General features: G+C 34.6%; 21 protein-coding genes. 16 read left to right on the top strand and 5 right to left on the bottom strand.

What is annotated here, in order from left to right:
* The first annotated feature begins 3 nt into the window (after positions 1 to 3).
* The 3 genes from D2K60_RS04140 (at position 4) to D2K60_RS04150 (ending at position 3,625) form a co-directional block, all read left to right on the top strand.
* Positions 4 to 1,107: a 5-methyltetrahydropteroyltriglutamate--homocysteine S-methyltransferase gene (locus tag D2K60_RS04140; RefSeq protein ID WP_117168714.1), complete on the top strand. Its 1,104-nt coding sequence runs from the start codon at positions 4 to 6 to the stop codon at positions 1,105 to 1,107.
* A gap of 145 nt (positions 1,108 to 1,252) precedes the next feature.
* Positions 1,253 to 2,563 (top strand): hemolysin family protein, encoded by a 1,311-nt coding sequence (locus D2K60_RS04145; RefSeq protein WP_117168715.1) that lies wholly within the window; start codon positions 1,253 to 1,255, stop codon positions 2,561 to 2,563.
* Positions 2,564 to 2,767: 204 nt separating this feature from the next.
* Positions 2,768 to 3,625, top strand: coding sequence for an aldose epimerase family protein (locus D2K60_RS04150; RefSeq protein ID WP_117168716.1), 858 nt, complete (start codon positions 2,768 to 2,770; stop codon positions 3,623 to 3,625).
* Between the two features lie 83 nt (positions 3,626 to 3,708).
* Here the strand turns inward: D2K60_RS04150 and D2K60_RS04155 are convergent, their stop codons facing one another.
* Positions 3,709 to 3,939, bottom strand: coding sequence for a hypothetical protein (locus tag D2K60_RS04155; RefSeq protein WP_240335263.1), 231 nt, complete (start codon positions 3,937 to 3,939; stop codon positions 3,709 to 3,711).
* Positions 3,940 to 4,169: 230 nt separating this feature from the next.
* Between D2K60_RS04155 and D2K60_RS04160 the strand changes: the two genes are divergently transcribed.
* On the top strand, positions 4,170 to 5,585 hold the full coding sequence (locus tag D2K60_RS04160; protein WP_117169102.1) for a hypothetical protein: 1,416 nt from the start codon (positions 4,170 to 4,172) through the stop codon (positions 5,583 to 5,585).
* A 34-nt stretch (positions 5,586 to 5,619) separates the two neighbouring features.
* Here the strand turns inward: D2K60_RS04160 and D2K60_RS04165 are convergent, their stop codons facing one another.
* A complete protein-coding gene (locus D2K60_RS04165) occupies positions 5,620 to 6,117 on the bottom strand; it encodes an Rpn family recombination-promoting nuclease/putative transposase (protein ID WP_117168717.1) in 498 nt (165 codons plus the stop codon).
* Positions 6,118 to 6,401: 284 nt separating this feature from the next.
* Between D2K60_RS04165 and D2K60_RS04170 the strand changes: the two genes are divergently transcribed.
* The 4 genes from D2K60_RS04170 (at position 6,402) to D2K60_RS04185 (ending at position 12,204) form a co-directional block, all read left to right on the top strand.
* On the top strand, positions 6,402 to 7,844 hold the full coding sequence (locus D2K60_RS04170) for a DEAD/DEAH box helicase (RefSeq protein WP_117168718.1): 1,443 nt from the start codon (positions 6,402 to 6,404) through the stop codon (positions 7,842 to 7,844).
* Positions 7,845 to 8,004: 160 nt separating this feature from the next.
* On the top strand, positions 8,005 to 9,939 hold the full coding sequence (locus D2K60_RS04175; RefSeq protein WP_117168719.1) for an ATP-dependent DNA helicase: 1,935 nt from the start codon (positions 8,005 to 8,007) through the stop codon (positions 9,937 to 9,939).
* A gap of 585 nt (positions 9,940 to 10,524) precedes the next feature.
* Positions 10,525 to 11,508 carry a Gfo/Idh/MocA family protein gene (locus D2K60_RS04180; RefSeq protein WP_117168720.1) on the top strand — a complete coding sequence of 328 codons (984 nt, stop codon included), beginning with the start codon at positions 10,525 to 10,527 and terminating at the stop codon, positions 11,506 to 11,508.
* A gap of 150 nt (positions 11,509 to 11,658) precedes the next feature.
* Positions 11,659 to 12,204, top strand: coding sequence for an NADPH-dependent FMN reductase (locus tag D2K60_RS04185; protein ID WP_117168721.1), 546 nt, complete (start codon positions 11,659 to 11,661; stop codon positions 12,202 to 12,204).
* Positions 12,205 to 12,211: 7 nt separating this feature from the next.
* Here D2K60_RS04185 and D2K60_RS04190 read toward each other — a convergent pair whose 3' ends face one another.
* A complete protein-coding gene (locus D2K60_RS04190; protein ID WP_117168722.1) occupies positions 12,212 to 12,442 on the bottom strand; it encodes a hypothetical protein in 231 nt (76 codons plus the stop codon).
* Positions 12,443 to 12,691: 249 nt separating this feature from the next.
* On the opposite strand from D2K60_RS04190, the gene D2K60_RS04195 reads away from it, so the two are divergent.
* Entirely contained in the window at positions 12,692 to 14,386 is a 1,695-nt protein-coding gene (locus D2K60_RS04195; RefSeq protein WP_117168723.1) for an FAD-dependent oxidoreductase, read from the top strand.
* A gap of 148 nt (positions 14,387 to 14,534) precedes the next feature.
* On the top strand, positions 14,535 to 14,804 hold the full coding sequence (locus D2K60_RS04200) for an AbrB/MazE/SpoVT family DNA-binding domain-containing protein (protein WP_117168724.1): 270 nt from the start codon (positions 14,535 to 14,537) through the stop codon (positions 14,802 to 14,804).
* Positions 14,805 to 14,925: 121 nt separating this feature from the next.
* Here D2K60_RS04200 and D2K60_RS04205 read toward each other — a convergent pair whose 3' ends face one another.
* Positions 14,926 to 15,387, bottom strand: coding sequence for a DinB family protein (locus tag D2K60_RS04205; protein WP_117168725.1), 462 nt, complete (start codon positions 15,385 to 15,387; stop codon positions 14,926 to 14,928).
* Between the two features lie 114 nt (positions 15,388 to 15,501).
* Here D2K60_RS04205 and D2K60_RS04210 point away from each other — a divergent pair, with 114 nt between their 5' ends.
* The 3 genes from D2K60_RS04210 to D2K60_RS04220 all read left to right on the top strand — a co-directional run bounded on the left by D2K60_RS04210 (position 15,502) and on the right by D2K60_RS04220 (position 17,540).
* On the top strand, positions 15,502 to 16,368 hold the full coding sequence (locus D2K60_RS04210; RefSeq protein WP_117168726.1) for a LysR family transcriptional regulator: 867 nt from the start codon (positions 15,502 to 15,504) through the stop codon (positions 16,366 to 16,368).
* A gap of 117 nt (positions 16,369 to 16,485) precedes the next feature.
* The gene (locus D2K60_RS04215; RefSeq protein ID WP_117168727.1) at positions 16,486 to 16,854 is read left to right on the top strand and encodes a CidA/LrgA family protein; all 369 of its coding nucleotides are present in this window, start codon (positions 16,486 to 16,488) and stop codon (positions 16,852 to 16,854) included.
* A complete protein-coding gene (locus D2K60_RS04220) occupies positions 16,851 to 17,540 on the top strand; it encodes an LrgB family protein (protein WP_117168728.1) in 690 nt (229 codons plus the stop codon). Before D2K60_RS04215 ends, D2K60_RS04220 begins: the two co-directional genes overlap by 4 nt.
* A gap of 79 nt (positions 17,541 to 17,619) precedes the next feature.
* Here the strand turns inward: D2K60_RS04220 and D2K60_RS04225 are convergent, their stop codons facing one another.
* Complete coding sequence (locus D2K60_RS04225; protein WP_117168729.1) at positions 17,620 to 18,576, bottom strand: ribose-phosphate diphosphokinase; 957 nt, start codon at positions 18,574 to 18,576, stop codon at positions 17,620 to 17,622.
* A 773-nt stretch (positions 18,577 to 19,349) separates the two neighbouring features.
* On the opposite strand from D2K60_RS04225, the gene galE reads away from it, so the two are divergent.
* The 3 genes from galE (at position 19,350) to D2K60_RS04240 (ending at position 23,345) form a co-directional block, all read left to right on the top strand.
* Positions 19,350 to 20,336: a UDP-glucose 4-epimerase GalE gene (gene galE / locus D2K60_RS04230; RefSeq protein ID WP_117168730.1), complete on the top strand. Its 987-nt coding sequence runs from the start codon at positions 19,350 to 19,352 to the stop codon at positions 20,334 to 20,336.
* 46 nt (positions 20,337 to 20,382) lie between these two features.
* Positions 20,383 to 22,122, top strand: a complete 1,740-nt coding sequence (locus D2K60_RS04235; RefSeq protein WP_117168731.1) for a phospho-sugar mutase — start codon at positions 20,383 to 20,385, stop codon at positions 22,120 to 22,122.
* A gap of 275 nt (positions 22,123 to 22,397) precedes the next feature.
* Positions 22,398 to 23,345: an LCP family glycopolymer transferase gene (locus tag D2K60_RS04240; RefSeq protein WP_117168732.1), complete on the top strand. Its 948-nt coding sequence runs from the start codon at positions 22,398 to 22,400 to the stop codon at positions 23,343 to 23,345.
* Positions 23,346 to 23,362: the final 17 nt, after the last annotated feature.

Here is a 23,362-nt window from a genome sequence, read left to right on the forward strand (position 1 = left end):
TTAATGACAAAGACAATAACAAAAGCGCCATTTCGAGCAGATCACGTAGGAAGTTTATTACGTCCTGACAATTTGCTTCAAGCAAGAAAAGACTATAAAGAAGAAAATATTTCAGCAGTTGAATTACGTGAATTAGAAACGAAAGAAATTGAACGTATTGTCAACAAGCAAATCGAAGTTGGCTTAGAGCTTGTAACTGATGGAGAATTCAGACGTACATGGTGGCATTTAGATTTTTTAGAGCATTTAAATGGTCTTGAAGGTTACGTACCTGAAAAAGGATATGTTTTTGAAGGGGTTGAAACAGAGAGATATAATGTACGGAATAGTGGGGGAATATCGTTTGATCCGGATCATCCGTTCATTAAAGACTTTAAAGAATTCAATGCAATAGTAGGCGGACGCGCTGTTGCGAAACAGACTATTCCAAGTCCAAATCAATTATTTCATCCGAATATGAGAGACGAGCACATATATCCAGATATTGAAGATTTTGCAACGGATGTAATTCAAACATATAGAGATGCAATAAAAGCCTTTTACGATGCAGGAGTACGCTACTTACAATTGGATGATGTTTACATTGCGGCCCTTTCTTCTCCAGACATTTCATATGAGAATAGTCCTTATACACGTGAATATCTAATTGATTTAGCTTTACGCGTTATCAATGGTGTATTAGCAGATAAGCCTGAAGACTTAGTTGTAACGACACACTTATGTCGTGGTAATTATAAATCTACCTATGCATTCGGTGGCAGTTATGCACTAATCGCGCCAACTTTATTTGCTAAAGAAAAGGTAGATGGCTTTTTCCTAGAGTATGATGATGAGCGCTCTGGTGACTTTGGTCCATTAGAATATATTCCAAATGGTGGAGCAAATGTTGTTTTAGGTGTCGTGACATCTAAGACAGGAGAGTTAGAGGATAAAGAAGCTATAAATGCTCGTGTTATAGAAGCAACGAAATATGTACCATTAGAACAACTGTGTCTAAGTCCACAATGTGGTTTTGCATCGACACATCATGGTAATAACTTGACTGAAGAAGATCAATGGAACAAGTTGAAATTCATTGTAGATACAGCAAATGAAATTTGGGGATAGACCAAAGATCATGTATAATAGTTTTAAACGAAAAGAGTGGTAATAGTACCTCTCTTTTTTTTGAATTAATTGTTGTTTAGGTGTAGTAATTAGTTCGATAAAGGGAATAGATAAGATAGATATCCATAAACGGGAGTTGTTGTTGTTGATAATTGCAATTTTGATTTTAGCCCTATTAATCGTTGTCAATGCCTTTTTTGCAGCTTCGGAAATTGCATTAGTGTCATTAAATGATAATAAAATTAGAAGATTGGCTGAGCGTGGGGACAAAAAGGCAATTTTACTCGATAAATTGTTGGCTGAACCAGGTCGATTTCTAGCTACAATTCAAATAGGGATTACATTAGCTGGATTTTTAGCTAGTGCATTTGCTGCAGATACATTTGCGACCCCACTTGCAGAAACGTTATATGAATTAGGTGTTCCAATTTCACTAGGATTATTAAATACAATTTCTGTCGTTGTCATTACAATTTTACTATCGTATTTTACTTTAGTTATTGGAGAACTTGTTCCAAAACAACTGGCACTACAAAAAACGGAAGCAGTCTCTTATATGGCTGTAAAACCATTGACTGTTTTATTTAAAATTAGTATACCAGTTGTGAAATTTTTAAACTTTTCTACCAATACCATTGTACGACTATTTGGAGTTGATCCAAATGCAGTGAGTGAAGAAGCGACAGAAGAAGAGATACGGATGATGGTGGATATTGGTGGAGAAAGAGGTACGATTCACTCTGATGAGAAGTTAATGATTAACAATATTTTTGAATTTAATGATAAAGAAGTTTCGGATATTATGACACATCGAACGGAGATAGTTGCTATAGCCATTGACACACCATTAAAGGAAATTGTTCAAATTGTTAATGAACATAGGTATACGCGTTTTCCTGTTTATCAAGAGAATATGGATGATGTAATGGGAATCCTGCATACGAAGGATTTGATTCAATTTATAGACAGAGATAACGGAGCGTTTCATTTACAAGACATTCTACGTAAACCCTATTTTGTTATGGAGACACAGCGAATTGATGCGATATTTAGAGACATGCAACTAAATAATGTTCATGCTGCAATTATTGTTGATGAGTATGGTGGTACGGATGGATTGATTACAATTGAAGATATAATAGAAGAAATTGTTGGTAATATTTCTAGTGAAAATGGCGAATCAGATCATGAAAATACAGAAATTAAAAAGATATCCTCACATGAGTATATAATAGAAGGAAATACGCATCTCTATGATATTGAATACCAATTAAGTCTCGAATTGCCAGTTGATGATTATGAAACATTAAATGGATTTTTAGTTGGAGAAATTGGATACATTCCAGATCCAGAACAAAAAGCAATTGTTACGTATAAGAAAGCAGTATTTACAGTCGAAAAAGTGTCAGAAAAAAGAATTGAACAAGTACATGTGATGATTGAAAAAGAAAAGTAAGTTATCGACAAAGGCATGATGAATAGTATAAGAAAACAAAAATACCAGTCACTTCATCGTGACTGGTATTTTTTTCTAATAAAAAAATTGAAATAGTGTTAAATAAATCATAGGTTTCTTTATCATTTTTTAGTATAATAATAGAGTTGTTGAATTTATAGAGAAATATAGCAATCATTCTGAATGGTTAAGGGGCTATCTAATATGTATAAAATCGAAACATATGAAGAACAATCATTTACAATGTACCGATTAAGCAATGTAGATGATACATCTTGGTTAACGGTTTGTCCAGAGCGTGGCGGTATTATTATAGGTTATGGTGTTGAAGGTAAAGAAAATTTATATCTAAATAAAGAGACATTATATGATAGAAAGCAAAACATAAGAGGTGGTATTCCAATCCTATTTCCGATTTCAGGTCAACTTGAGTCTGGAAAGTACGAATGGCAAGGCGAATCATATCAAATGCCTAACCATGGTCTTGCTCGAATTCATCCATGGGAAGTGATTGATACAACTTTTGATGAAGAACAGGCCTCAATTTCTATTTTATTTGAAAGTAGTATCGGAACAAAGGATGTTTTCCCTTTTGATTTTGAAGTGATTTTCACATATACATTAAAGCAAAATCAATTATTTATTCACCAGTCATACCGTAACTTAGGTAAAAAAGATATGCCGATTTATCCTGGATTGCATCCTTATTTTAAAACGAAGTCGAAGAAGCTATCATTAAAAACAGATGCCACGACTTATTATGATTATAACGATGGTATAACAAAAGAATTCACTGATAAAATTGATATGGAAGGTTTAAAAGAAGCTATTGTCTTAGAGAATAAACATCAACAATTAGATGCGCAACTAGAAGAAACAGCGTTACATATGGAAACTGCAACTGAGTTTCAATACACGGTTCTTTGGACGGAAAAAGATAAAGACTTTATTTGTATTGAGCCATGGACAGCAAAGACTGGAGAACTCAATCGTAAAAAGGAACTAATTATGATCGAACCAACTAAGTCTTTGGATACATGGGTATCGTTTCAAGTGGTGTAACAAAAAGATGAGTAGATCCAAGGATCTACTCATCTTTTTGTTGTGTTACTTTAAATAATTATAAGTGCTCAATATAAATTTTGTTATCTACTTTGTTGTTCATTTATACGTGTTGCAACGTTATAGGCATCTACCATTCCCCATATCCATAGTATAGGAGTTGTTATAAATCCTATAATAACGAACATAAGTAAACCAGAAATAAAGTATGCAACAATAAAACCGATACCTTTTCCAATTTGTCCATTATAGATTTGACCTAATCCAGCTACAAAAAAGGATAAAACCGCTGCTAAACCAGCATTTTTCAATATATCCACCCCCTGAAATTTTATTGTGTATATGCAAACAAAAAATTGCATTACGTTTATTATATTTTTCTTGAAAGAATAAAACAAGACAAATTCCATTAAACTGTCTGAAGTTGCATAATAGTAGCGATATAATTTTTATATATTTTAAAAATATATTGTTTAAGAGTATGATGGAACTAGAATCGAATATCTATTTAATAATCACAGATAAGAAACAGGGAGTTTTTGAGATGCGCCAATTTGCTTCAATCGTTTTTACAATAGCTATTATAATTTATGCAGTGATGCACTACACTACCTATCTTAATCCAACGGAAACAGGTGCTATTATCTTAGGTATTGCAGGGACGACTGTTTTAATTTTTTCACTCGTACTGTTACCATTTCGAGCATTAGCAGTACCGATTTTTCTGTTTATAATTGCATCTGGAATTCAATTCTTCACAAATGGTTCATTTACTGGCCTTCTCCTTGATGGTGTTGGTGAGATGTCCAATTTAATTACGCTACTGTTAATTGTACCAATTATAAGTTGGATATTGCGTGAGGAACATTATATTGATGCGATTATGCAAGTTGCGCAGCGTTCGCTTAACTCAAGCAAAAAATTTTATTTTGGTATGATGCTTGTTAATCAAGTTATTTCTTATTTTTTATTGTTTGGTGCGATTCCTATGATGTATCAATTTATCAATGATTTCTTACGCGATAAGACGAGTGAGGCATGGGAATATTTTAAGGGTACGGCTTTGCTACGATCATTTGCATTAACAACGCTTTGGGTGATTAGTATACCAAGCTTTGCATTTGCAGTGGATCATTTAGAAGCATCGCTAGGATGGACGATTATCCAAGGATTTATTATCTCTCTGGCAGGAATATTTTTATCTGTTTTTTTCCTTTCATTTAAAGAGAAGAGCTATCAGGTGGATTATACAGTCGGAATTCAAGAAGAAATGGCAGGCCGTTTGGAACATGCATTGGATGCAAAATATGCAAAGCGTTTAGTAATGGAGTTTGCGTTTTTATTTCTTTCCTTGTTTAGTACGATTTTTATTATCCATATAGTATTAGGATGGGGATTACTTGCTATTATTCCACCAATTATTGTTGTATGGACGCTTGGCTATTTTATTGTAAAAAAGCGCACACACCACTTTTTTACAGAAATGAAGACATATATTAGAAAAGATGTCGGTCAGAAATCGCAACAATTCAGTTTGCTTTTAGCTGCTGGAATGTTAATTTATGCCGTAAATAACTCTGGAGTTGGTAATTACTTAATTGATGGCTTATTCTATGTTGAAGATACAATTCCATTTGTTAATTTTTTAACGATCGTACCATTTATGGCAATCATATTAGGCTTTTTAGGCCTCGGTCCATTAACAGTTATTGTTTTAGTTGCTGGGATATTAGAAAATGTGGACTTGATTTATCCTCCTGAATTAGTTGTCTTAGCCATGACTTCTGGAAGTGTCATTTCGGTTATATTGTCACCAGTTGTTTTACCCGTTATTATTTTAAGTGCAACAAATAAATTAAGTATTATTAAAAATGGAATTATGTTTAATTGGAGTTACGCCTTGGTATTTTACTTTTTAGTGCAGGGATATATCCAGGTAATGTGGTATTTTTTGCAATAGAGAATAAAGTTTGATTTTGTAATAGAAAATAACCTTATTCTCTTCCTAGTTTTTCAACCTCTTTGATAGACAAACCAGCTACATCGGCGATATCTTGCCTGTTCATCCCTTTGTTTATTAGTGCTTTTGCAATTTCTACTGCTTTTTGTTTTTGTCCCTGTCCTAGCCCTTGTTCTAGTCCCTTTTTTAATCCCGTTTCTATCGCTTTCTGTTGAGATTCTTCAATAAAGCGTTTTAACCCTTGCTCAAAGTTTGAAATCATTTTATCCACCTCCTGATGGTTTGCTTTTGAAATAATCGTGTAAATTTGATCATGATAGGTAATGGGTAATCTGTTGATAAAGATTTCTTCTAACCAATTTTTGAAATGATTAAATTCCTCTGCATCTAATTTTTCTTTAAATTCTGTTGATGCGGTCCAATTATTCTTACCATTGTATAAAACAATTGGAATAATTACTGGTAACCTAAAAGATTTCTTTAGCTTAGTTTGAGTTTCATTCTTCAGAATATCTCGCCAAATTTCATTCATATAGACTAAGAGACGATATTATCAGAGATTTAAATCAATAAATCAACTCATTAAAAGTGATGTTTATAGGTGACATATAATAGAAGAAGTGAATTTTCTAGTGTGTAATATAAATATAGTATTCAGTTTACAGGGAGTGTTTTTGATTTTGCGTAAAATATATACAATGGACCATGAGAGTAGATTCTGATGATTGTTTTGTATATAGTAGATATAAAGCTTGTAAATGGAATGCATTCACAATAGAGTGAAAGTAGAAAGCAAAAAATGATTGGAGTAACTCGATGACTATATCTTTTAATGATTATAATTTAAGCGAAGAAATTCTTCGTGCGCTTACGGATTTACATTATGACGAACCAACAGAAGTACAACAAAAAGTGATTACACCTGCTTTAGAAAATCAAGATCTTGTTGTTAAATCTCAAACTGGTAGTGGAAAGACAGCATCCTTTGCAATACCTCTTTGTGAGAAAGTTGACTGGCTAGAGAATAAGCCACAAGCACTGGTTTTGACACCAACACGTGAACTTGCCCAACAAGTGAAAGAGGATATCACGAATATCGGACGGTTTAAACGAATTAAAGCGACTGCCGTATACGGAAAGCAGCCTTTTGATAAACAAAAAACAGAATTAAAACAAAAGTCACATGTGGTAGTAGGAACGCCTGGACGTGTTTTGGATCATATTGAAAAAGGTACAATGATAGTTGATCAAATTAAATATTTAATTATTGATGAAGCTGATGAAATGCTTAATATGGGTTTTATTGAGCAAGTAGAAGCTATTATTGAAACACTTCCCAAAGAGCGTGTTACGAGTGTTTTTTCTGCCACATTACCAGAAGATATAGAAAAGCTATGTTATGCATACATGAACGAACCAACACAAATTGAGATTAAAGTAAAAGATAATGTAGCTGATCGCATTACACAACACGTGATAGAAGTAACGAATGAAGACAAACTTGACCTCTTACAAGATATCACGATTGTTGAAAATCCTGACAGTTGTCTTATATTTTGTCGAACACAGGAGCAAGTTGAATTTGTATCAGAACAACTTCAAAATCTAGAATATCCATGTGATAGACTTCATGGTGGTCTTGATCAAGATGATCGTTTTGCTGTAATGAAGGCATTTAAACGAGGTGAGTTTCGCTATTTGGTGGCAACAGATGTAGCTGCTAGAGGAATTGACGTTGAGAATGTCTCTCTTGTTGTGAACTATGATATGCCTTTAGAAAAAGAGAGTTACGTTCACCGGATTGGGAGAACAGGACGAGCAGGTAAAACAGGTAAGGCAGTCACATTTATGACACGGTATGAAGAGAAGTTTTTAAACGAGATTGAAGCTTATACTCATACTTCTATTGCGAGAGTTGAAACACCTTTAACAGCAGATGTTGACACGTTCAGAACTGCCTTTAAGCGAAAAATAGAGACAAAACCGAAGTTGAAAACAGATAAAAGTGAAAAACTAAATAAAAATATTATGAAGCTTTATTTTAATGGTGGAAAGAAAAAGAAAATACGTGCAGTAGACTTTGTTGGAACGATAGCTAAGATTGACGGGGTTACGGCTGATGACATAGGTATAATAACGATTGAACAAACTTTATCTTATGTTGAAATTCTGAATGGAAAAGGACACCTTGTTTTAAAAGAAATGAGACATACTACTGTAAAAGGAAAACAATTAAAAGTACACGAAGCAAATAAGTAATAAAAATGCTACCCAGGTTGTATTTTGACCATCTGTGGTAGCTTTTTTTGATTTTCTAGCTATTATTAGTTGAAAAGAAGCGCAAGTCTGCACAATATCTGTTATTATTAAGAATACTGTATAAACTAAAGTATGTAATATGTATAAAGGAGAAATATAATTGAAACAACAATCACTTCCATTTACTATATCTAAAGAAGAAAATTTCTTTGATCGATTAGGCGATTATATAGGTGATGTATTTTATGATATATTACCTGAGCAAGGATACGAACTTCGTGACGAACAAATTTATATGGCTTATCAAATTGAAAATACATTTAAAAATAAAAGTACGGTTTTTGCTGAAGCAGGTGTCGGGACGGGTAAAACATTTGTTTATTTATTGTATGCAATTTGTTACGCACGATATATGAGAAAACCAGCAATTATCTCTTGTGCAGATGAAACCCTGATAGAACAGTTGGTCAAAAAAAATGGAGATATTGAAAAACTTGAGAAGGCTTTAGGTTTAACTGTCGATGTTCGTTTAGCTAAAGCACGTGAACAATATGTCTGTATGAAAAAGTTAGATCCATTAGCGAATGAAACGGATGATGAAGATATTTTACGTGTGCATGAGCAAATACCCGACTTTGTATTTGAGCAAGGCTCTTCGATGCAATCATTTGAAAGATATGGAGATCGTAAAGAGTATCCTTGGGTCTCTAACGAAAAGTGGAAAGAAATTGCATGGGATCCAATTCAGCAATGTTCTACATGTGAATGGCGTCATCGCAGTGGACAAACACTAAATCGGGATTACTATCGACACGCAACAGACTTAATTATATGTTCCCATGATTTTTATATGGAACATATTTGGACGAAAGAATCTCGTAAGCGAGAAGAGCAGATGCCATTACTTCCTGATTCAAGTTGTGTTGTCTTTGACGAAGGGCATTTATTAGAATTCGCAGCTCAAAAGGGTTTAACGTATCGTTTTCATGCAGAGACGCTACAGTCAATATTGACGGGCTATATGAGTCAAGATGTTCGGGAAGAATCCCTTTATTTAGTAGAGGATATTATCACATTAAATGACGAATGGTTCCAATCGCTAAGTGCCTCAGCGAAAATGGTCAATGGTTCAAATCGTAAAGAAGTTCCCTTAACAACTGAGATGTTAAAACTAATCAAAACCTTAGATGATAAAGTAGCACAATTACTGGAACAGTTGGTGTTCGATTCTGAATTATTTACTATTGATCCGTATCATGTCAAGATCATTGAAGAGTATTTGGAATTTTACTCCTATGGCCTAGCTATTTTATTAAAAGATGATCAGGGTATTTTTTGGTTAGAGGAAAGTGATTCAGATACCTCTTTTGTTATAATGCCACGTTTAGTTGAAGATATTTTAGGAGAAGATGTGTTCTCGCAGAAGATACCATTTGTATTTTCATCAGCGACATTAGCACAAGCAGGTGATTTCTCTTATATAGGTAAAAGCTTAGGAATTAAATCTTATGAGTCCTTTACAGTTGATTCACCATTTGATTATGAAACAAAAATGTGGATTAAGGGTCATGTTGTTTCAGACATAAATTTGGAAGAAAAGTGGGCAAAGCTAGGTGAAGGTTTAATTGAAAACAACGGGCAATCGTTGGTGCTTTTTTCATCTCTTTATGAAATGAATCAATTCCGCGAATGGGCAGAACAACAAACATTTAATTTTCCAATTATCTATGAAGGTGATCGTGAAATAAGTGAAGCGGTGAAGTATTTTCAAACAGATATTGCTTCCGTTTTATGTTCTTATAACCTTTGGGAAGGTTTAGATGTACCTGGTGAAGCATTAAACCAAGTCATTATCGCTTCGTTACCGTTTCCACCACAGGATCCAGTTTTCCAGGCCAAACGAAATCATGCCTCAGATCCATTAAATGAGGTGGATTATCCTTATATGATGCTTCGAATCAGACAAGGAATTGGTCGTTTAATTAGAACGAGTGATGATGAGGGAACGATTCGAATATTAATGACAGAAGCGCAAAAACAAGCAAATCTTCAAGCAATTGAAAAGTTATTACCGGTTAATATAAATTGGAATTAAATTAGTAAACAGATGAAGCTTCTCATAACAGAGAACTTCATCTGTTTTTTTAAAAGCTCTTTTTGTGAATATTGTTACTTTTTTTAAGTCACAATAGATAGAAACTGCGACGTAACATTGTTATTAACAATACTTTAGATACGATACGTAAGCCAATGGTCTCCCTTTTCGTGGGCACGGCTTCAGCTAACTCGAAAGTAAAGAACACTTCCGAGTGGATCTTCAGCCCGCGCTGTTCTCACTGGAGAGTCGACCATTTGCTTACTCCGCTGGTTTGTAGTAATAACAAACGCAGAAATGACTTATCTATTTTACAGTCAACTAACATGTAAGGGAATCTCGACCACCTCAGTTGCTAATTAGCTATCAGCCCATTTATCAAGTTGCTCATTATAACTTGTAATTGCCTGCAAACAAGCTCATTACGTCGTAGTTGATAATAAATCCGACGCAGGTAAATTAAGTCGCGCAGTTTATAGTAGTTTTCTAATAACAACTATATTTCTTAAAACGTTTTTGTGTTTGTGTGGTAAAGTATTAGATGAGGTTATTGTAAGCGACATCATATTGAGGGGAGAAATGTATATGGCGAAGAAATTAAAGTGGGGTATATTAGCAACGGGTGGTATTGCAGGGACGTTTGCAAAAGATTTAGCTTATGCAGATAACGGGGAATGCTATGCAGTTGGATCGAGAAATTTAGAACATGCGAAACAGTTCGCTGATGAACATGGGGCATCAATTGCTTATGGTTCTTATCAAGAATTAGTTGAAGATCCGAATGTTGATGTTATTTATGTAGCAACACCACATCCCTACCATAAAGAAAATGTTCTTACATGTTTACGTGCAGGAAAAGCAGTGTTATGTGAAAAACCGTTTACTGTAAACACAGCAGAATTAGCAGAGTTAATTGAATTTGCGCGTGAGAAGCAACTGTTTCTAATGGAAGCGATGTGGACTCGATTCCTACCAGCAATTAAAAAAGTAAGAGAATGGCTGGAAGAAGGTAAAATCGGTGAGGTTCAATTAGTCAAAGCGGACTTCGGCTTTCGTGCACCGTGGGAACCAGAATGGCGTTTATTAAATCCTAAACTTGGAGGCGGAGCATTACTTGACGCTGGAATCTATCCTATTTCATTTGCATCGATGATTTTTGGTGCTAATCCAGAAAAAATTATGAGTACGGTTGAAATCGGTGAAACGGGTGTCGATGAAAGGTTTTCTTTGTTACTAAAATATCAGAATGGAAAAACAGCAAGTCTAAATGGAGCAATTCGCTTAAGTTTAACAAATGAAGCTACTATTCATGGACCAAAAGGTTTTATCCGAATCCCTTCATTTTTGAATGCGAAAGAAGCACATTTACATTTAGATAACGAAGAGGTTGAGTCATTTGTTGATGACCGTGAGTCAGTGGGTTATAAATTTGAAGCCGAAGAAGTCGGTCGTTTACTAGAAAATGGTCGATTGGAAAGTGATGCGATCTCACTTAATCAATCACTTGAGATAATGAAACTAATGGATAGAGTTCGGGAGCAGTGGGGATTAACTTTTTCATTTGAATAAAATCTAAAAATAAAGTTTCAATTTTAAAAAAGTTTTGCCTTAGATGAGGTGAAACTTTTTTTAACTAAAAACTGAAAATTATATGTGTTATACTAATTGCGAAATCTTTTATAAATAATGAAATACATACAGAGAAAGCGAGGGATACCAGTGAAACTTATAGGGATATCTGGATCGTTAGTTGGTTGGAAGACAAATGTACTAATACATGAAGTCTTAACAGCTGCTAAAACATATGATGAAAATATAGAAACAGAATTAATAGATTTAAGAGATTATGATGTGGAGTTTGTTCAAGGATCACCATTGGCATATTATAATGAGGATACATTTAAAGTTGTAAACAAGATTTTATCGGCAGACTTTCTAGTAATTGGCTCACCAATATACCAAGCATCTATTTCTGGAGCATTAAAAAACTTACTCGATCATCTGCCTATCGATGCATTTAAGGGCAAAGTAACAGGAATGGTGACTACTGCTGGGTCGGCTAATCATTTTTTAGTTTCCGAATACCAGTTGAAACCAATTCTTTCTTATTTTAAAGGAATAGTCCCAACAACAAGCGTTTTTAGTAATGATGACTCTTTTAATGAGGTAAATGAAATTATAGATCCGAATGTGTCTGATAGAATTCAAAAACTTGCAGAAGAAATGATACATTTACAAAAAGGTTTGAACGGGAAAAATAGTTAGTGTTTATTTATTTTTCGGGCATGGAGAATGTCACAGAAATACCATTGCCTTCATCAATTCGCATGAATATTTCTTTGAGAATTTCCATTGCTCGTTCATTTGAATTGTATTTTCCTAATGTTTTACTCCATTCATCCATCGACGCACTGCCGATAACACCTTGGATATTTTTCCCCTTAACAGTGACTTCTTTTACATTTACTAAGCTTTGTTTATTTTGAGTGATAAGCCATAACATAAAAAAACTTCCCCTTTAACTACATATTTTTTTGTTATTGTAACGGTTATTATAGCACAAATATCCATTTTCAAGTTGCCAGTTCTTCCTCAAAATTGTCGTTCGAATAAATGGAACTACCAAAGCGAAAATGTGTAGATTATGTGAATAGTGCACTTTTTTATTGTATACACATACCCCTATATGTATAATAAAAATATAAACAATATGAAATTTAATAGCTATTGAATATATAGGAGGTAATAAGAGATGGGAAAACGTATATTAATAATAGGTGGAGTCGCAGGTGGTGCTTCTGTAGCAGCCCGTATTCGCCGTTTAGATGAGGAAGCAGAGATTGTGATGTTCGAAAGAGGACCACACGTTTCATTTTCAAACTGTTCCTTACCATACCATTTAAGTGGTGAGATAAAAGATAGTAAACGTTTGGTATTAATGAACCCAGAAAAGTTTGATATACAATATAAAATTGAAGCAAGAACAAGTAGTGATGTAGTAAAAATCAACCGTACTGAAAAAACGATTACAGTAAAAGACGTTCAAACAGGTGAAACGTATGAGGAAGCATATGATAAGTTGGTCCTTTCACCAGGTGCAAATCCAATCGTGCCACCACTAGATGGTATAGAGAGTAATCATGTTTTTACAGTCCGAAATGTTGTGGATATTGAAAAGCTAAACAGTTATGTGCAACAGCGGGGTATAGAAGAATTAGCTGTTATAGGTGGCGGATTTATTGGTATAGAAGTAGCAGAAAACTTAGTGCACGCAGGTAAAAAAGTGTCCCTAATAGAGGCACAAGAGCAAGTGATGGCACCTTTTGATTATGATATGGCACAAATCTTACACAAAGAAATGTTAGAGAAAGGGATCAACCTTGTTTTAAATGATGGAATTGAAAAAGTGGAAGAAAATGAAATTGTCTTACAATCAGGTAAAAAAGTTGCTGCACAAGTAGTTGTGATGGCTATAGGTGTTCGTCCAGAAACCACGCTAGCAAAAGAGGCAGATCTTGAAATTGGTGTTACTGGTGGTATAAAAGTTAATCATAATTATGTGACTACAGACAAAGATATTTATGCGGTAGGCGATGCTATTGAAGTTCATCATAAAATCACACATCAAAAAACACGCTTAGCATTGGCTGGACCGGCACAACGTCAAGCACGTGCAGCTGCCGATCATATGTATGGAATCCCACATCGCAATACTGGTGTAATTGGTTCTTCTGTAATTAAAGTATTTGATTTTAATGCTGCGTCAACTGGTATTAATGAAAAAATGGCCCAAGCAACAAATATGGATTATGATTTTGTTTATGTGATTCCATCAGATAAAGTTGGTATTATGCCAGGAAGTAATGTCATGCATTTTAAATTATTATTTGAAGTGCCAACTGGGAAAATTCTTGGTGCACAAGCAATTGGTAAAGGAAATGTCGATAAACGAATTGATGTCATCGCAACAATGATCATGATGGATGGTACCCTAGAGGATTTAAAAGAGTTAGAACTGGTATATTCACCGGTTTATGGTACAGCGAAAGACGTGGTTAACTTTGCTGCATTGGTAGGGTTAAATATACTAAATGGTCATATTAAACAAGTGAAAGTTTCAACTATGAGAGATTTAGTTGAAAGTGATGCGTATATTATTGATGTGCGAGAAAAAGGCGAATTTGAAGCTGGACATCTACTTCAAGCAAAAAATATTCCATTAAGTGAATTCAGAGATCGATTGGATGAGATTCCGACAGATCAGCCTGTATATATACATTGCCGTTCAGGTCAGCGAAGCTATAATGTAGTAGCGGCATTAAATAATTTAGGATATAAAAATATTTACAATGTTTCGGGTTCATTTTTAGGTATTTCTTTATATGAATATTTTAATGATCTGACTAAAAATAGAAAACCGATTGTAACGGAATATAACTTTAAGTAAATAAAATGTTAGTTGAGGAAACTAGTTTTATACTAGTTTCCTCATTTGATTTGTCATAAATGACTAGTTTTAGTATATTAAAAATTACACTTTCAGTGAAATGTGTTATAATAATAAACAATATAAATAGCAGGGAGAAATACAAACAATGAATAGCACAGGTATTGTAAGAAAAACAGATCATCTTGGACGAATTGTTTTACCGAAAGAATTAAGAACTTCTCTTGGGATTGATCCTAAAGATCCTTTAGAAATTTTCACAGATAATGAGAAGATCGTGTTGCGTAAGTTTAAAGCAGAAAAAGCTTGTGCTGTAACAGGTGAAGTAAGTGATGACAACCAATCATTTTTCGGTGGCAAAGTCATGCTAAGTCAAGAAGGTATTGCTTTATTATTAAAAGAATTACAAGCTAATTAAATAGAGAAAGCAAGCAAGCATGTACTCAAAGGAGTGCATGCTTGCTTTTTTAAATAGAGAATATACGATAACGAAGCTTTTCTAATCAGAACGAAATGACCAAAATTGTGGAATCTGTACATTAGAAGTTATAATCGACACCGCTTTTATCATTCCAATCTCCTGCTTGTTTTCGGATATAAACAATTTGTCCAATGTGGTAGGCATTGTGTAAGAATAGGTATGACAAAGTTTCTTCCCAAACAGTTATTTTCTCTTGAGCAGCGTTAGTAATAGTTTCCTCCCAATCTTGTAAAATCGCATCTAATGTCACTGTTGTTGTCACCCAACTTTTGTGTTCATGATTGCGAAAGGTTGTATGATTATTATGGATCCGTTGCTCAATCGTTTCTCCTTTGAATTTCTTTAACTCTAGTTCATTGTAAAAAATCAAATGTTGAACGATTCCCTCAATTGAATTTATAAATTGCCTTTCCTTTGTATCTCTTTCATTTAAACCATTTAATGCACTTTTTAACGAAACGAACCACGTATTTTGTTTATGAATCGCTTTTAATTGGGATAAAAAGATTGCCTTAGTCATTATTTTTATCGCTCCTACTTGTATGATATATAACTATTATATCGACAGAAGTGGGTTGATTATGATAATAATATAAATAGATTACGAAATTTTTTTTAAAAAGGAGCTAATCTCATGGAGTTACGCCAATTACAATACTTTTTTGAAGTAGCAAAACAAAAGAGTATTTCAAAAGCTGCATTAGTACTACATATATCACAACCAGCATTAAGTAAAATGCTTAAGAATATGGAAGAAGAATTAGGTATGACGTTGCTAATTCGCACAAATAAAACAAGTGAACTAACCGATGCGGGCATGGTTGTTTATGAATACGCGAAAAAAATAAATAATGATTTAAAAGACATGACTACTATCTTAAATGATCTAACAGAATTGAAGCGCGGAGAAATTCATTTTGGTTTACCACCAATTATAGGTAGCTTGTTTTTCCCAGACTTACTAGCGAAGTTTCATAAGTTGTATCCAAATATTAAAATTTCGATAACCGAATATGGGGGAGCCAAAGTAGTGAAAAGTGTTCAAGACGGGGAGTTAGATTTAGCAGTCACCGTTTTGCCTGTTGATGAAAACGCATTTGATAGTTATCCAATTGTCAAAGAAGATATGAAAGTAATTGTGCACCGAGATCATAAGCTTGCTAATCGTGATATTGTCGATTTGAGTGAACTACGGGAAGAAGAATTTATTTTTTATCACGAAGATTTTGCTTTACATGATCTGATGTGGGAGAAATTTTTACAAGCAGGCTATGAGCCGAATATTTTATTTAAAAGTTCACAATGGGATCTTATGTCTGAAATGGTTGTTGCTAATCTTGGTATTACGATTTTACCTAAATCGATTTGTGAACGAGTAAAGAGCGATCTCGTTCGTGTATTAGATCTGACACCAACAATTCCATGGAATTTAGCGGTTATTCAGAAGAAAGATAAATATCTTTCCTTTGCCGGACGGACATTTATTCAATTTATAAAGTAACGTATATAACTAAAAGTTATACATATTATAATAATTATGTATTTTACGAATACTCCTAGCAGTAGTATGCTGAAGGTAACACGTAATCAGTATCTGAAAAAGTTAGGGGTCTTTAGGATGAGAATAGGAAAAATTTTAATACAAATTTTATTCATACACGTTTTCTTACTGTTAGCTATTGGTTTGAAGCAACTTCTTTCTATTCCTATACCAGCCTCGATGATTGGTTTAGTATTATTATTCTTAGCGCTATTTTTTAAAATTATAAAAATTGAATGGGTAGAACAAGGTGCCAACTGGTTGATGGCTGAATTATTATTGTTTTTCATTCCATCTGCTGTAGGAATTGTTAATTATGAAGAAATTGCTAGCTGGCAAGGTGTAGAAATTGTTTTGATTATTGGTCTTAGTACATTTATTGTGATGGCCTTAACCGCTTTTATTGCTGATCGATTTGAGAAACCAAAAAGGACTGATGCCGGATGAATATTATTATTGTTACGCTTCTAACCTTTGGTTTATACCGGCTTATAAAAGGATTAAACAAAAAAATCCCATTTCCGCTATTTCATCCCTTGTTGTTAACCCCCATTGTGATCATTGGAATAATTTTTTTATTGAAAATTCCCGCAAATGACTATATAGGCGGTGCAACATTTTTAACACATATGCTTGGGCCTGCAACGATCGCATTTGCAATTCCAATATATAAAAATTTGACTCTGTTAAAAAAGCATATTGGAATGATTATGGTAAGTATAACTGCAGGGTCATTAATGGCAGTGTTTTCATCATTTGGGATGTCTGCGTTATTACATTTAGATAAAAGCCTTTTAGTAAGTGTTTTACCTCGTTCGATTACAACACCGATTGCAATTGAAGTTTCTAAGGAAATTGGTGGTCTACCAACCTTAACGACTGTATTTGTTATTATAACAGGTATCGTAGGAGGAATGATGGGACCGACTGTGATCAAACGACTTGCAATCAAGTCACCAATTGCAAAAGGATTAGCACTTGGAATGAGTGCCCACGGGGTTGGTACCAATAAAGCAATGGAATACGGAGAAGAAGCAACAACATTTTCAACACTTGCAATGATCTTAGCGGCTAGTATTACAATGGTTTGGGGTAAATTTCTAATTCCAAGTTTAGTAGGTTTTATGTATTAAAGGTCTTTTGATAACACCCTTTATCAATTAAAAAGGAGCAGCAACCCTGTATAGGGTTGCTGCTCCTTTTTGTCGTTGATTAATCAAAAAATAGTGAGCTTACAGATTCCTGATTATGTACACGTGAAATTGCATCAGCAAACAGTGGTGCAACACTTAATTGTGTTATTTTTTCACTAAGCTTTTCATCTGGAATATGAATGCTATTTGTTACAACTAACTCTTTAATTGGTGAATTATCAATATTTTGTTTGGCAATTCCTGATAATACAGGATGTGTACAAGTAGCGTAAACTTCTTTCGCGCCATTCTCCATTAATGTTTTTGCTCCCATTGTTATACGTCTTCCAGTATCAACAATGTCATCAATGAGTATAGCAGTTTTTCCTTCAATATCTCCTACGACATTCAATTGAGATGAATCAACATCACGTGGACCGCGTCTGTCTAAAATAGCGATAGGGGCATGAAGTCGGTCAGCAAATTGACGTGCTCTTTTCACACTACCATGGTCAGGGGCAACGACAACGACGTCATTAAATTGCTTATCCATGAAGTAAGTAGCTAGTATAGGAATACCCGCTAATTGGTCAACAGGTAAGTCAAAAAATCCTTGCGCTTGTGTTGCATGAAGATCAAGTGATATTACACGAGAAGCACCTGCTTTTTGAATTAAATCAGCAATTAACTTGGCCACAATTGGTTCGCGTGCTTTTGTTTTACGATCTTGTCTAGCGTATCCATAGTAAGGAATTACGACATTAACTGTTTTTGCAGAAGCACGTTTTAATGCATCTAGCATAATTAACATTTCCATAATGTGTTGGTCAGCTGGGTCACAAGTTGATTGAATAACGTATGTATCACAGCCTCGTACACTTTCTTCAATATTGATCTGTATTTCACCATCACTAAAGGTTTTAACAGAACAATCACCTAATTCAAGACCAGAAAGCGTTGCGATTTCTTCTGCTAAACCAGGGTTAGAACTTAGTGAAAAAATTTTTATCTCTTCTTTTTGATATTCGATGGACACGAACGATCGCTCCTTTTCTTCATAACGATTACATATATATTCATTGTAAAACAAACGAGCGGATAATGCTAGGTATCTGAGCAGTTGAATAGAAAAAATTCGACTATAACTTACAAATTAACGGTTTCGCTATAAAAATTAGGTTCTTTTAGCAAGTTTTGTACCTTTTCATACAACGCACTTAGTAGAGAGAAACTCTGTCGTAAGTTTCTTATCACTTTAGACACGCTACGATAGCAAATGGTCTTCCTTTCCGTGGGCACAACCTCAGCTATCTATAGAAACAAAGATCGCTTCTATAGAGGATCTTCGGTTTGTGCTGTCCCACTGGAGTCTCAACCATTTGCTACCTTCGCTGGATAGCGTATCTTTGTTTTAAAAAGTTAACAATATCAATGTTTATTGATTCCAACTCGTGTTTTAGTTACCCTTTTAAAACAAATAATAGAGCGTTTTACATAATTTTAATTCACGGACTAAAACTAGCGGGTCTGGAAATTCTCTTTACGACAGAGTCTATGTTTATTTAGTAATAAACAACTTTTTAAAATATTGTCTAGCTTTATAATGAACACACTCCAAATTCATAATAGCCAACGATTAGTACGGATTTTTCAAGTGAGAAAGTTGAGTTATTTAATATGTAAGCGTGTTAATTATTTTGTCTTTTACTTTAGATATAGAGACTAACGGATGAATTTTTGCTATAATTGGTATTTAGTAACTACATACATAAAATAACATAGAAATAGAGATAAAGAGGAGGAAAACATATGCGTTTATTGATCACTGGTGGTGCGGGTTATATAGGTAGTCATACTGCTATGTATTTGAAAGACCATGGGGAAGAAGTGGTTATATTAGATAGCCTTCAAACGGGTCATCGTGATGCTGTAGTTGATACGCCTTTTTATAAAGGAGAATTAAAGGATGAAAGATTACTTGATGAAATCTTCCAAACCCATGCGATCGATGCAGTAATTCACTTTGCAGCAGATTCTCTTGTAGGAGAGAGTGTGAAAGATCCCCTACAATACTATGAAAATAATGTAATTGGTACACATGCGCTACTAAAAAAAATGATCGAATATGATGTGAAACGTTTTGTTTTTTCTTCTACCGCTGCTACATACGGGGAGCCTGATTCAGTACCGATTACAGAAAATGATTCTACAATACCGACAAATCCATATGGCGAGACAAAGCTAGCTATAGAAAAAATGTTAAAATGGAGCGATCAAGCTTATGGCTTAAAGTCAGTTTGTTTACGTTATTTTAATGCTGCAGGAGCGGATCCAAATGGGCGAATTGGAGAGGATCACAATCCTGAAACACATTTAATTCCGATTGTTCTACAAGTAGCATTAGGACAACGAGATCAAGTTTCTATTTTTGGAGATGATTATCCTACTGAAGATGGTACGTGTGTCCGTGATTACATTCATGTAATTGACTTAGCGCAAGCACATTATCAAGCTGTGACAAAAATGATGGATACAAACGAGAGTGCGATATATAATTTAGGCAATGGACATGGTTTCTCTGTCAAACAGGTTATTGAAACATGTAGAAAAGTTACGGAGCATGAGATTCCTGCTGCAGTTGTACCTAGACGTACAGGTGATCCTGCTACACTTATTGCCTCTTCTACTAAGGCTAAAAATGAATTGAATTGGAATCCGCAATACGGTGACTTAGAGACAATGATCTGTCACGCATGGGATTGGCATCAGGCTCATCCAAATGGATATAAAAAGTAAAAATTGCGAGGTAGTTTGAATAACAAACAATATGGAGGCGATTTAAATGGATTGGAAAGTAAATTTTCAAAAGTGGAGCCAATATGAGCAATTAGATCAAGAATTAAAGCAACAGTTAGCTGACATTTCAACAAACGATAAATTAGTGGAAGACAGTTTTTACAAGGAAGTGGAATTCGGTACGGGCGGTATGCGTGGTGAATTAGGACCAGGAACGAATCGGATGAATATATATACAATAAGAAAAGCCTGTGAAGGGCTAGCACGTTACATAGAAGAAAATGGTGAACAAGCAAAAGCGCGTGGCGTCGTTATTGCTTATGATTGTCGTTATAAATCAGCAATATTTGCAATTGAAGCTGCCAAAACGCTTGGTGAATATGGGATACAAACGTACGTATTTGATAGTCTACGTCCAACACCTGTATTGTCATTTGCTGTTCGTTATCTACATGCATATAGTGGTATAGTTATTACGGCAAGTCATAATCCACCAGAGTATAATGGTTTCAAAGTCTATGGCAATGACGGTGGCCAACTTCCACCAGAAGCAGCAGAAGTGGTTATTACCAAAGTAAATGAAGTGGAAAATGAATTAGAAGTGAAAGTTGCCGATGAAGCGGAATTAAAGAAATCGGGTCTATTGCAAATGATCGGTGAAAAAGTCGATCAAGCCTACCAAAAACAATTACAAACAATTATTGTCAATCGCGAGAATATCACGCAGGTAGCGGATGATTTTAAAATTATTTATACACCGTTGCATGGAACAGGTAACGTTCCTGTACGTGAAGGATTAAAAAGTATGGGCTTTAAAAATGTTGAAGTAGTAAAAGAACAAGAACTACCAGATCCGAAATTTTCAACAGTCAAATCGCCAAACCCTGAAGAACATGCAGCGTTTGAATTAGCGATTGAACAAGGTAAGAAAAACGGTGCAGATATTCTACTTGCAACAGATCCTGATGCAGACCGTGTAGGGGTAGCAGTTCAAGACGAATCAGGAGACTATCAGGTTTTATCTGGAAACCAGGTTGGTGCACTTCTTTTAGATTATTTAATTACGGAGAAGAAACGCCAAGGCAAACTGTCAGCAAATGCGACAGTATTAAAAACAATCGTAACGTCTGAAATAGGTCGAGATATTGCAACAAAACATGGTTTAGAAACGATTGATACGTTAACAGGTTTCAAATTTATTGGAGAGAAGATACAAGAATTTGAAGCAAGTGGCGAGAAAAGCTTCTTGTTTGGTTACGAAGAAAGCTATGGCTATTTAATTGGTGATTTTGTTCGCGATAAAGACGCAGTGCAAGCGTGTATGCTAATTGCAGAAGTAGCAGCGTATTATAAAGCACAAGGCAAAACATTGTACCAAGGTTTGCTAGCTATTTTTGAGGAATATGGTTATTACTATGAATCTTTACAATCACTTACATTAAAAGGTAAAGACGGCGCAGAACAAATTCAAGGATTATTATCTGAATTCAGAAATAACCCACCAGTTGAAATAGCTAACCAAAAGATTGTAACGATTGAAGATTATCAATCAAGTGTACGTAAAGAAGTGGAATCTAATCAATCAGAAACAATCGAATTACCGAAATCGAACGTATTAAAATACACGTTAGCAGATGGATCTTGGTTCTGTTTACGTCCTTCTGGTACCGAACCGAAGATAAAATTTTATTTTGCAGTAACTGGAGAAACACTAGAATCTACAAAAGAGAAACTTCAAACTGTTGAAACAGAAGTAATGGACCATGTCCATGCATTAACTAAATAGAAAAGAATGAGGGAAGAAGCAGGGCACCACATATAATAGTGGTCTTTCTGCTTTTTTGTTTTGGAATTTATCCTTCAATCTTGCTAAAAAGTGTAATCGACACTTAAGATAGAATTGAAAAATCACGTGTGAATGTAGCGGACACATTTTTCAGTATAGTTAATACCAATAGTTTCTTGAAATAATATAAAAACATTACAAAATATAGTCGATGTTTTTAAAAGGTATTGTAGTATAATAGTCTATAATGGAAACTTAGAGAGAGGTGTCATTTTATGGTAGGAAATAACCGTATAACGAAGAAAAAGTCGAAAAAGAAAAAATGGCTATTAATCATTTTAAGTGTGATTTTAGTGATAATACTAGCAATAGCTGGTTTTGTGATTTCAGTTTATATGGATGCACAGAAAACGGTAGATGGTCAAATTCATCAAGCTGTAGATACGATTGATACAGATATTGCCAAAGAGAAGATCGAAAATGAAGAGCAATTAAATGTTTTATTACTTGGAACGGATCAACGTGGAGATGATCCTGGTCGTTCGGATGCACTAATGGTCCTTTCGTTAAATCCAGCAGATGACAGTTTGCAAATTGTTAGTATTCCACGTGATACAAGAACGGAAATAATTGGCCGCGGTACGCAGGATAAGATTAATCATGCTTACGCCTTTGGTGGTGTAGATATGACAATCGATACAGTTGAGAATTTTCTTGATGTAGAATTAGATTATTATGTACGGATCAATATGGAAGGTTTAGAAGGTCTAGTTGATGCGGTTGGTGGAATTACTGTTCAAAATGAAATAGACTGGATAGATACAGGTTACTACGAAGAGGGCTATCATTATACGGAAGGTGAGTTAAACCTTAATGGTGCTGAAACAATGGGGTTTGTGCGTATGCGTAAGCAAGATCCAGATGGTGATTTTGGTCGAACAAAACGCCAACGAAAAGTTATAGAAGGCATTATTAACCAAGGAGCAAGTGTTGGATCTGTAACGAAGATTGGTGACATTCTTGATGTACTTGGTAACAATGTCGCTACCAACATGGACTTTAGTGATATGCAAGATCTATTCTTGAATTATAATAATACGAGACATAACGTTAGTAATTATATGATGCAAGGTAAAGGTACGACAATAGATGGTATCTATTACTTGAGTGTATCGGATGAAGAGATTACAAAAGTACATGATATGATTAAGAAAACTAATTAAATAGTAGACAAAAAGCG

The organism is Paraliobacillus sediminis (assembly GCF_003426055.1).